This window comes from Idiomarina sp. D18 (assembly GCF_057748155.1).
This window is the reverse complement of sequence record NZ_CM173240.1, coordinates 2194534-2205393: the sequence shown is the minus strand read 5'-3', so window position 1 is coordinate 2205393 and position 10860 is coordinate 2194534. Positions and strand designations below refer to the sequence as shown.

The following is a 10860-nucleotide window of genomic DNA, read 5'->3' as shown; positions in this document are numbered from 1 at the left end:
TTGCAAAATTTTACCGTTGGTCTAGGGTGATTAATAGGTTCTACCATTTAACTGGCCACCCCATTGACTTGGATATTAATAACAAAAAAAGGAATCCGCCATGGCGAAAGGGCAAACGCTTCAAGATCCGTTTTTAAACGCGTTACGTCGCGAGAGAGTACCCGTCTCAATTTACCTTGTAAACGGAATCAAGTTGCAAGGTCAGATTGAGTCGTTTGATCAGTTTGTTGTGTTATTAAAAAACACGGTGAGCCAAATGGTTTATAAGCATGCAATATCAACCGTTGTGCCTGCTCGTATTCCGCAAAACTATTTGCCTCAGCAAGGTGTGCACAACCAAGGTGACATTGAAGAATAAGCAATATTGAGGAGGTCTAGAAACGTTGTTCGACAGATATGAAGGTGGCGATTATGCCGTATTGGTCCATATGGACTTGCCCGCCGAAGTCGATAGAGAAGACCTCTCTGAACTTCATCTTTTAGCTAGCTCAGCAGGTGTCGAACCGCTTGGAGTGGTGACGGCCTCTCGCAGTGCGCCTAGTCCTAAGTACTTCGTGGGAAGTGGTAAAGCAGAAGAAATTGCTGAGCAGGTGCAGGCGTTGGACGCCAATATTGTCATTTTTAATCACGCGTTATCACCCACTCAAGAGCGAAACCTCGAAAAAATTTGTAAGTGTCGAGTCTTAGACCGTACCGGCTTAATACTCGATATTTTTGCGCAACGCGCGCGGACTCACGAAGGTAAGTTGCAGGTTGAATTAGCGCAACTGCGCCATATATCCACTCGCCTAGTACGTGGTTGGACACACTTAGAAAGACAAAAAGGTGGCATTGGGCTAAGAGGGCCCGGTGAAACGCAGCTAGAAACTGACCGAAGACTCATCCGGGGGCGTATTAAAAATATTTTGCGCCGTCTAGAGAAGGTACAAAAGCAGCGAGAGCAGGGGCGTCGTGCGCGCCAACGAGCAGAAATTCCAACCGTGAGTCTTGTTGGCTATACTAACGCAGGTAAGTCGACCTTGTTCAATACCATGACAGAGTCGGGGGTGTATGCTGCGGATCAGCTCTTCGCCACACTCGATCCAACGTTACGAAAGCTCGAAGTAGAAGATGTTGGGCGCATTATTCTTGCTGACACTGTGGGCTTTATTCGCCATTTACCGCACGACTTAGTCGCTGCGTTTAAGGCAACGCTACAAGAAACGCAGGAAGCGGATATTCTGTTGCACGTTGTTGATGTCGCCGATGAGCATCAACAAAGCAATATTGAACAAGTGAGTGAAGTGCTGGGTGAAATTGGTGCAGGTGAAGTACCGCAGTTAATGATTTGCAACAAAATTGATAAACTGGAGGACTCTGCGCCGCGTATTGATAGAGACGATGAAGGGAAGCCCGTTAGAGTCTGGGTTTCAGCGCAAGACAATATCGGCACCGAGCTTATTTTCGAGGCTCTGAAAGAGCGACTCGGACCGCAAATGGTCAATTTAAGCTTAAAATTGCCACCATCTATGGGTAAACTGCGTGGTACGCTGTATCAACTCAATAGCGTTTCGGCAGAACGAATAGATGAACAAGGCGAATTAGAGCTCGACATTAAAATGTCGATAGTTGATTGGAATAAATTACAGAAAGAATACGACAATCGACTCGATAACTATATTCAGTAAACGATTTTTTTAACTTTAACGGAGTCATCCATGGCATGGAACCAACCGGGGAATGGCGGTAACAAAGACCGCGACCCATGGAAAAACCAAGGGGGGAACGATCAGGGACCCCCAGATCTTGATGAGGCGCTGCGAAAATTTTTTGCCAAGTTAGGTCTTGGTGGAAATAAAGGCAGTGGTGGTGGCAAGTCGGGCATCCCGGCGAAGGGCATCGGCATTATCGCAGTACTCGCTGTCATCATCTGGTTTATCGCAGGTTTTTACACGGTAAAAGAAGCTGACCGGGGCGTGGTGCTGCGCTTTGGTAATTTCCACACGCTTGTCGAGTCGGGTCTGCATTGGCGCCCTGTGTTCGTTGATACAGTCGAGCATGTGGACGTTAACAACATTCGCTCTGATAGCACCGAAGGCTTTATGTTGACCCAAGACGAAAACGTCGTAGTGGTACAACTCGATGTGCAGTATCGTGTCGTCGATCCGCGCAACTACTTGTTCAACGTCGATAACGCAGACCAAGTATTGTCACGCGCGACGGATAGTGCGTTACGTTACGTGGTGGGTCACACGACCATGGATGAAGTCCTAACACGCGGTCGTGAGGATGTTCGTGCGCGTACGCTTGACTTACTTGAACGTACCATCGACCCGTATTCAATGGGTCTGCAAATCGTAGATATTAACCTGCTCCCAGCGCGTCCGCCAGAAGAGGTTAAAGAAGCATTTGATGACGCAATCGCTGCGCAAGAGGACGAAGAACGCTTTATCCGTGAAGCGGAAGCGTATGCACGTGAAGTCGAGCCTTTGGCACGTGGCCAAGTACGTCGTATGCTGCAAGAAGCGCAAGCGTATAAAGAGCAGATCATCCTAGAGGCTCAAGGTGAAGTGGCTCGCTTTAACGAACTGTTACCGCAGTACGAAAACGCGCCGCAGGTAACGCGTGAGCGTATCTACTTAGATACCTTGCAAGACCTCTACGCAAAAACACCGAAAGTGTTGGTCGATGTTGAGGGTAGCAATAACATGATGTACCTACCGCTCGACAAGATTCTTGAAAAGCAAGGAAGAAAGGTCAATGACCTATCGCCTTTGCGTGTACCAACCGACTCAAACATGAATCAATCGCGCAACAGCGCAAATGGCTCGAGCAATTCGACTGATTCGGGTCGTACAAATACGCGTGGCGGGGGTCGATAATTATGAAAAATTTAATCGCAATTATTGTAGTAGTACTCGTCGCTTTGGGTTTGTCGTCTCTTTATGTTGTTAAAGAGGGTGAGCGTGCCATTCTTATTCAATTTGGTAAGGTTGAGCGTAATGCCGAGACTGGCGAGGCGATGGTTTTTGAACCTGGCTTGCACTTTAAAATACCATTTATCGAGCAAGTAAAACGCTTAGATGCTCGCTTACAAACGCTTGATGGTGATCCAGACCGTTTTGTTACCAGTGAGAAAAAGGATTTGATCGTTGATACGTACGTAATGTGGCGCATCAATGACTTTTCTACTTTCTACTTGAGTACCAATGGTGGTAATAAGATGCAGGCTGAGGCCTTGCTGACTCGACGGATTAACAGTGGCTTACGTAGTGAATTTGGTAGCCGCACCATTTCCGATATCGTGTCTGGTGAGCGTGACGAGTTGATGCGTGAAGCCCTCATTAAAGGTGCTGAGAGTGCGTCTGACTTAGGTGTCGAAGTCGTCGATGTACGAGTGATGCAGATTAACTTACCAGATGAAGTAAGTCAGTCTATTTACCAGCGGATGCGCGCTGAGCGTCAAGCTGTTGCGACTGAGCACCGTTCAGAGGGTCGCGAGCAGGCGGAAATTATCCGTGCTGATGTGGATGCACGCGTAACCGTTATGTTAGCGGATGCTAAGCGTCAATCTCGCCAACTAAGAGGTGAAGGTGATGCGCAAGCTGCGAAGATTTATGCGGACTCTTATCAACAAGATCCAGAGTTCTTTGCATTCATTCGTAGCATGCAAGCATACAGTGAATCGTTCAGTTCGGGATCGGATGTACTGGTGCTTGATGCGGAGAGTGATTTCTTCCGCTACCTTCAGGATCTTCAAGGCGAGCCGAAAGAGTAAGCTCAAACAAATTGAAGCCCGCGTCATCGCGGGCTTTTTTATGTCCATATACAAACCGAACGCAACAGGGTAAAATTACGTCGATTTTTTTTAAGCGGGGCAAACATGAGTCAAAACGTCGTGATTCTAGGCACCCAATGGGGTGACGAGGGTAAAGGTAAAATTGTTGATCTACTGACAGATAAAGCATCGCTCGTGGTGCGTTATCAGGGGGGTCACAATGCCGGTCATACATTGGTTATTGATGGTGAAAAAACCGTACTTCACTTAATTCCGTCGGGCATACTACGCACCAACGTACAATGTGTGATTGGTAATGGTGTGGTACTTTCGCCTGAAGCCTTAATGGAAGAAATGGAGATGTTAGAGGCGCGGAATGTGCCAGTAAAAGAACGTCTGCGTATCAGTGAGGCGTGCCCATTAATCTTGCCTTTCCACATCGCTTTAGACCAAGCGCGTGAGCGTGCGCTAGGTAAGGAAGCGATAGGTACCACAGGTCGTGGTATCGGTCCCGCGTATGAGGACAAAGTCGCTCGTAGAGGTTTGCGCGTGGGTGACCTATTTAATGCTGCGCGTTTAGAAGACAAGCTTAAAGAATTAACCGATTTCCACAATTTTGCACTCACCAAACTTTACGATGAACCTGCGATTGATTTTGATGCAGTATTAAAGCAATGCAGAGAATTTGCCGAGCTGTTAAAACCGATGGTTGCCGACGTACCGGCATTGCTTGATAAAGCGCGTAAGAGCGGTGAAGAAATTATGTTCGAGGGCGCTCAAGGCACCCTTCTTGATATTGATCACGGTACTTACCCTTACGTGACATCATCCAACACGACAGCGGGTGGTGTTGCGACAGGCGCTGGCTTTGGTCCTCGATACATTGACTACGTACTGGGTATTGTTAAAGCCTATACGACACGTGTAGGTAGTGGGCCATTTCCAACTGAATTAGATTGTGACGTGGGACAACATCTTGGCGTTAAAGGTCATGAGTTTGGTGCAACGACAGGTCGTAAGCGTCGTACTGGCTGGTTAGATGCGGTCGCGATGCGTCGCGCAGTACAAATCAATTCAGTGAGTGGATTCTGCCTAACTAAACTCGACGTGTTAGATGGTTTGGATGAATTAAAAATTTGTACCAGCTACAAACTACCCGATGGGACCATTAGTGAATACCCACCAATGGCTGCCGAGGACTATGAAGCGGTAGAGCCGGTCTATGAAACATTGCCTGGCTGGCAGGAAAGCACGGTCGGCGTTACTGAACATAATCAGTTGCCGCCGCAAGCGCTTGCGTATATTTCACGTATTGAGGCACTAACGGGAGTGCCCGTTGATATTATTTCAACCGGTCCCGACCGTAAAGAAACGATTATTTTGCGTCATCCGTTCGCAAAATAAATTGATTTGCCTTGTTGCAGTAATGACTGAAACAAGGCAAAATCTCTTAAATTCTGGTTACAAAATCGCCGAATCAGGTAAAAACTAACCAATCGCATCAAAAACTTAAAAAAAATCGCGCAAAGCTATTGCACTATCAAATTTAGTACCATAGAATGCGCTCCACCTAACCGGGGTGCCGGCATAGCTCAGCTGGTAGAGCAACTGACTTGTAATCAGTAGGTCGGGAGTTCGACTCTCTCTGCCGGCACCAATTCAAATTGCACTTTTTGGGAGGGGTTCCCGAGCGGTCAAAGGGATCAGACTGTAAATCTGACGGCTCAGCCTTCGCAGGTTCGAATCCTGCCCCCTCCACCACGCAATTCTTGGTTTTGAGGTGGCCCAATGTTTCAGCGGGTGTCGTATAGTGGCTATTACCTCAGCCTTCCAAGCTGATGACGCGGGTTCGATTCCCGCCACCCGCTCCAAACAATCCAGTGCTGATATAGCTCAGTTGGTAGAGCGCACCCTTGGTAAGGGTGAGGTCGGCGGTTCAAATCCGCCTATCAGCACCACGTCATCATAGGCTACTCTCTAACCGTTTCCGGTATGCAACTTTGTTGCTAGGTACACCCAACAGAATTTTGTTAGAGAGGCTGCAATGTCTAAAGAAAAATTTGAACGTTCGAAGCCGCACGTAAACGTCGGCACCATCGGTCACGTTGACCACGGTAAAACTACCTTAACCGCTGCTATTACGACAGTTCTGGCTAAAGTCTATGGTGGTGCGGCGAAAGACTTCGCAGCCATCGATAACGCGCCAGAAGAGAAAGAGCGTGGTATCACCATCTCAACTTCACACGTTGAGTATGACACGCCAACTCGTCACTACGCGCACGTAGACTGTCCTGGACACGCTGACTACGTTAAAAACATGATCACTGGTGCCGCTCAGATGGACGGCGCGATCTTGGTAGTAGCAGCTACAGACGGCCCAATGCCACAAACACGTGAGCACATCTTGTTGTCACGTCAGGTAGGCGTACCTTACATCGTTGTATTCATGAACAAATGTGACATGGTAGACGATGAAGAGTTGTTGGAATTGGTAGAAATGGAAGTTCGTGAACTGTTATCAGAATACGAATTCCCAGGCGACGACTTGCCAGTCATCCAAGGTTCAGCACTTAAAGCGCTGGAAGGCGACGAAGAGTGGGCGAAGAAAATCGTTGAATTGGCTGACGCACTAGACAGCTACATCCCAGAGCCAGAGCGTGATATCGACAAGCCGTTCATCATGCCAATCGAAGACGTATTCTCGATTTCTGGTCGTGGTACGGTAGTAACAGGTCGTGTAGAGCGCGGTATCGTTAAGACAGGTGACGAGTGTGAAATCGTTGGTATGAAAGATACCATGAAGACCACAGTTACAGGTGTAGAGATGTTCCGTAAGTTGCTAGACGAAGGTCGTGCAGGCGAGAACATCGGTGCGTTGTTACGTGGTACTAAGCGTGACGAAGTAGAGCGTGGTCAAGTATTGGCGAAGCCAGGTACAATCACTCCGCACACCAAGTTCGAAGCCGAAGTATACGTACTGAGCAAAGACGAAGGTGGCCGTCACACGCCATTCTTCAAAGGCTATCGTCCACAGTTCTACTTCCGTACAACAGACGTAACGGGCGCAGTAGAATTGCCAGAAGGCGTAGAAATGGTCATGCCAGGCGACAACTTGAAGTTCGTTGTAGAGCTAATTGCTCCAATCGCAATGGACGAAGGCTTGCGTTTCGCAATCCGTGAAGGTGGTCGTACTGTAGGTGCAGGCGTTGTATCTAAGATCATCGACTAATAATGTAACTTGCGCCTAAGGCGTAAGCGACAGAGAGTCCAAAACCCGGCTTCGGCCGGGTTTTTTGTTGCATATCTATGATAAAACCGGCGACGCTGAGCTTGCGCCGAGCACAGTCTTAGGTATAATACCGCGTCCGATCCTGTATCGAGTCAGTCTCGCCAGGAATCAAGGGGTGTAGTTCCAATTGGTAGAACAGCGGTCTCCAAAACCGACGGTTGGGGGTTCGAATCCCTCCACCCCTGCCAAACGAATTCAAAGAGTTTCGTAAGAGCGAAATGGCCAATCGCAAATTGGGAATTAAAAATGAGCGCAAACAAAGATACGCAAAGCAGTTCATTCGATAGTGTAAAGTGGATAGTTACGGTTTTGTTGTTAGCAGCAGCCGTTATTGGTAACCATTATTACACTGAAGAAGTATCCGTACTGTACCGCGCGGTTGCCGTGGTAGTACTGGTTGGCCTCGCAGGCTTTACTGCCGCAGCGACTGCTAAAGGTAAGAAATTTTTATCGTTCGCCAAAGAGAGTCGTACAGAAGTGCGCAAAGTGGTTTGGCCATCGCGTCAAGAAGCCACGCAAACTACCTTAATCGTAGTTGTAGCAACAGTTATCGTTGCATTAGTCCTTTGGGGTCTAGATGGAATTCTTGTTAGACTAGTAGGCTTCATCACCGGTTTGGAGATATAAGGGCATGAGCGATAAAAAACGTTGGTACGTTGTACAAGCATTTTCCGGCTTCGAGGCTCGTGTAGCTGAATCGCTTAAAGAACACGTTAAGATGCATGGCATGGAAGACAAGTTCGGCGAAATCTTAGTGCCTAAAGAAGAAGTCGTTGAGATGCGCGGTGGAAAGCGTCGTAAAAGCGAGCGTAAATTTTTTCCAGGTTACGTTTTAGTTGAAATGATCATGGATGATGAAACATGGCATTTGATTAAAAGTGTACCCCGTGTATTAGGCTTTATCGGTGGTAGCAGCGATCGCCCTACACCGATTTCAAAGAAAGAAGCGGATGCTATTCTTGATAGACTGCAAGATTCGCAAGATAAGCCCAAACCGAAAACACTATTCGAACCTGGCGAAGTGGTGCGCGTTAATGACGGTCCATTTGCTGATTTCAATGGTACGGTCGAAGAAGTTGATTATGAGAAGAGTCGTTTGACTGTTTCAGTTTCAATCTTTGGTCGCGCGACACCAGTAGAGCTAGAGTTCAGCCAAATCGAAAAATCCTGATCAAAAAATCAGCAATTATCATTGATCGAGTACGCGAATTGTCTTATAATTCGCGTCCTTTTTTAACGGGGAGCCGATTGAGTAACGTGACTCTGCAACGTTACGAGGCGTTAAACCCACAACAGAGGTAACTATCATGGCGAAAAAAGTATCAGCCATTATTAAATTACAGGTAGCTGCTGGTTCAGCTAACCCGTCACCACCGGTTGGTCCTGCATTGGGTCAGCATGGTGTGAACATCATGGAATTCTGTAAGGCGTTCAACGCACAGACTGACAACTTGGAAAAAGGTGCGCCTGTTCCAGTTGAAATTACTGTGTTTGAAGACCGTTCTTTCACGTTCATCACGAAAACTCCACCAGCATCTTTCTTGCTTAAGAAAGCAGCTGGCATCAAGAGTGGTTCTGGCCGTCCTAACACTGAAAAAGTGGGTACGGTAACTCGCGAGCAGTTAGAAGAAATCGCGAAAACTAAAGAACCAGACTTAACTGCTGCTGATTTAGACGCAGCTGTACGCACTATCGCCGGCTCTGCTCGTGCGATGGGCTTGAACGTGGAGGGCTAAGACATGGCTAAATTAACTAAGCGCGCTCGCATGATCCGCGAGAAAGTAGAAGCCCGTGACTACGATGTAAACGAAGCTATCACGTTGTTAAAAGAATTGGCGACCGCTAAGTTTACCGAGAGTGTTGACGTGTCTGTTAACCTAGGCATTGATGCACGTAAATCGGACCAAAACGTTCGTGGCGCAACTGTATTGCCAAATGGTACAGGTCGTGACGTTCGCGTTGCTGTTTTCACTTCAGGCGCTAACGCTGATAAAGCGAAAGAAGCCGGTGCCGACATCGTTGGTATGGAAGACTTAGCTGAGCAAGTTAAGAAAGGTGAAATGAACTTCGACGTAGTTGTTGCTTCTCCTGATGCAATGCGCGTTGTTGGTCAGTTAGGCCAAATCTTGGGTCCACGTGGCCTGATGCCTAACCCTAAAACCGGTACTGTAACGCCAGACGTTGCAACGGCTGTTAAAAATGCTAAAGCAGGTCAGGTTCGCTACCGTAACGATAAAAACGGCATCATCCACGCGACGATCGGTCGTGTAGATTTTGACAACGACAAGTTGAAAGAAAACTTAGAATCGTTGTTAGCCGCGCTGAAGAAAGCTAAGCCTTCTTCTGCTAAAGGCGTATACATCAAGCGCATCAGCCTTTCGACTACGATGGGTGCTGGTGTTGCGATTGACCAGGGTACTGTCAGCGCTGGTTAATAAAGGTTTGTGGGTTGGAGCTGCGGTGGATTGCTCAAAAGGCATGAAGCATAGCTCCCATCCAAGACCGTAGGTGTACCGCAGGAATATTGCGGCACTTAATGTCCTACGCAGATGGTGATATCCGACTCAGGCTCTCTGGGTAGAGAATCACCGTGACAACGTGGTGAGTTTAGGCTCACCTAATTGTAACGAGGGGCTTAGGCTCCAAAAGAAAACGAGGTGATATCAGTGGCAATTGGTTTAGCCGGAAAGAAAGCAATCGTTAAAGAAGTTAACGACGTCGCTTCAAATGCGCTAGCCGTCACCGTTGCTGAATATCGAGGCATCGAAGTAGCCGACATGACCGCGTTGCGCAAAAAAGCACGTGAGCAAGGTGTGTTCCTTAAAGTAGTACGTAACACACTTGCAAAACGCGCCTTTGAGGGCACGCAGTTTGAGGATATGAGCGAAGCGCTTAAAGGACCTCTTGTTTATGGATTCTCTTTGGACGCACCGGGCGCATCTGCTCGTTTGTTCAAAGATTTCTCTAAAGAGAACAAGAACCTTCAGGTAACGGCTCTATCTATCGGTAACGGCATCATGGGTCCTGAAAAATTGGACGCAGTTGCTTCACTTCCGACTCGTGATGAAGCATTGGCTAAATTGCTCGCCACCTTCAAAGCACCGGTTAGCAAATTCGTTAAAACAGTTAACGAAGTACCTGCTAAGTTCGTGCGTACGTTGGCAGCAATTAAAGACGCTAAATAAATCGTTGGTTTTAAAACCGTTTTTTGTAATTATCAACCCAGGAGTTTAGAGTAATGGCTCTGACTAAAGAAGATATCTTAAACGCGATCGCTGAAATGCCAGTAATGGAATTGGTAGAGTTGATCGAAGCAGCTGAAGAAAAATTCGGCGTTGACGCATCTGCAGCAGTAGCAGTAGCAGCTGGCCCAGCGGCTGGCGGCGAAGCAGCAGCTGAAGAGCAAACTGAATTCGACGTTATCTTGAAAGGCGCTGGTAGCAACAAAGTTGCAGCTATCAAAGCTGTTCGCGGCGCAACTGGCCTTGGCTTGAAAGAAGCTAAAGCTATGGTTGAGTCTGCACCTGTTGCTGTTAAAGAAGGCATCAGCAAAGACGACGCTGAAGAGTTGAAGAAGCAGCTTGAAGAAGCTGGTGCGGAAGTTGAAGTTAAGTAATTCAACTGTTGCACGAAATCTGGCCTAAGGGCCATAGGCTGGTGGTTAAATAACCACCAGCCTTTTCGCGCTTTAACGCTTGTACGATTTTTGCCCGTATTTCGTTGCAGTCGCGTGAAAAAATAAAACGGGAACGACAGATTTTTGTTATCTGTTTTTAACCATCGAACCACTCGTTGGTTAGGGTCATCAATCAGC

General features: G+C 47.5%; 12 protein-coding genes and 5 tRNA genes. All 17 read left to right on the top strand.

What is annotated here, in order from left to right; translation table 11 throughout:
• The first annotated feature begins 100 nt into the window (after positions 1-100).
• The 17 genes from hfq (at position 101) to rplL (ending at position 10662) form a co-directional block, all read left to right on the top strand.
• On the top strand, positions 101-358 hold the full coding sequence (gene hfq / locus AC3AP5_RS10620; protein WP_006953800.1) for an RNA chaperone Hfq: 258 nt from the start codon (positions 101-103) through the stop codon (positions 356-358).
• 25 nt (positions 359-383) lie between these two features.
• Complete coding sequence (gene hflX / locus AC3AP5_RS10615) at positions 384-1667, top strand: ribosome rescue GTPase HflX (protein ID WP_487326681.1); 1284 nt, start codon at positions 384-386, stop codon at positions 1665-1667.
• A 30-nt stretch (positions 1668-1697) separates the two neighbouring features.
• A complete protein-coding gene (gene hflK, locus AC3AP5_RS10610; protein ID WP_006953798.1) occupies positions 1698-2861 on the top strand; it encodes an FtsH protease activity modulator HflK in 1164 nt (387 codons plus the stop codon).
• 2 nt (positions 2862-2863) lie between these two features.
• Positions 2864-3757 carry a protease modulator HflC gene (gene hflC, locus AC3AP5_RS10605; RefSeq protein WP_006953797.1) on the top strand — a complete coding sequence of 298 codons (894 nt, stop codon included), beginning with the start codon at positions 2864-2866 and terminating at the stop codon, positions 3755-3757.
• Between the two features lie 105 nt (positions 3758-3862).
• The gene (locus AC3AP5_RS10600) at positions 3863-5161 is read left to right on the top strand and encodes an adenylosuccinate synthase (protein ID WP_006953796.1); all 1299 of its coding nucleotides are present in this window, start codon (positions 3863-3865) and stop codon (positions 5159-5161) included.
• A gap of 177 nt (positions 5162-5338) precedes the next feature.
• Positions 5339-5414 (top strand) — tRNA-Thr (locus AC3AP5_RS10595).
• A 19-nt stretch (positions 5415-5433) separates the two neighbouring features.
• Positions 5434-5518: transfer RNA gene (locus AC3AP5_RS10590), tRNA-Tyr, on the top strand.
• A gap of 35 nt (positions 5519-5553) precedes the next feature.
• A tRNA-Gly gene (locus AC3AP5_RS10585) sits at positions 5554-5628 on the top strand.
• A gap of 11 nt (positions 5629-5639) precedes the next feature.
• Positions 5640-5715 (top strand) — tRNA-Thr (locus tag AC3AP5_RS10580).
• Between the two features lie 86 nt (positions 5716-5801).
• Complete coding sequence (tuf, locus tag AC3AP5_RS10575; protein ID WP_006956842.1) at positions 5802-6986, top strand: elongation factor Tu; 1185 nt, start codon at positions 5802-5804, stop codon at positions 6984-6986.
• A 171-nt stretch (positions 6987-7157) separates the two neighbouring features.
• Positions 7158-7234 (top strand) — tRNA-Trp (locus AC3AP5_RS10570).
• A 58-nt stretch (positions 7235-7292) separates the two neighbouring features.
• On the top strand, positions 7293-7673 hold the full coding sequence (gene secE, locus AC3AP5_RS10565) for a preprotein translocase subunit SecE (protein WP_286682733.1): 381 nt from the start codon (positions 7293-7295) through the stop codon (positions 7671-7673).
• A 4-nt stretch (positions 7674-7677) separates the two neighbouring features.
• Positions 7678-8217: a transcription termination/antitermination protein NusG gene (gene nusG / locus AC3AP5_RS10560; RefSeq protein WP_286682732.1), complete on the top strand. Its 540-nt coding sequence runs from the start codon at positions 7678-7680 to the stop codon at positions 8215-8217.
• A gap of 136 nt (positions 8218-8353) precedes the next feature.
• Positions 8354-8782, top strand: coding sequence for a 50S ribosomal protein L11 (rplK, locus tag AC3AP5_RS10555; protein WP_006956851.1), 429 nt, complete (start codon positions 8354-8356; stop codon positions 8780-8782).
• Positions 8783-8785: 3 nt separating this feature from the next.
• A complete protein-coding gene (gene rplA, locus AC3AP5_RS10550) occupies positions 8786-9481 on the top strand; it encodes a 50S ribosomal protein L1 (protein WP_006956850.1) in 696 nt (231 codons plus the stop codon).
• A gap of 231 nt (positions 9482-9712) precedes the next feature.
• Positions 9713-10231: a 50S ribosomal protein L10 gene (gene rplJ / locus AC3AP5_RS10545; protein ID WP_006956849.1), complete on the top strand. Its 519-nt coding sequence runs from the start codon at positions 9713-9715 to the stop codon at positions 10229-10231.
• Between the two features lie 53 nt (positions 10232-10284).
• Complete coding sequence (gene rplL, locus AC3AP5_RS10540) at positions 10285-10662, top strand: 50S ribosomal protein L7/L12 (protein WP_006956848.1); 378 nt, start codon at positions 10285-10287, stop codon at positions 10660-10662.
• Positions 10663-10860: the final 198 nt, after the last annotated feature.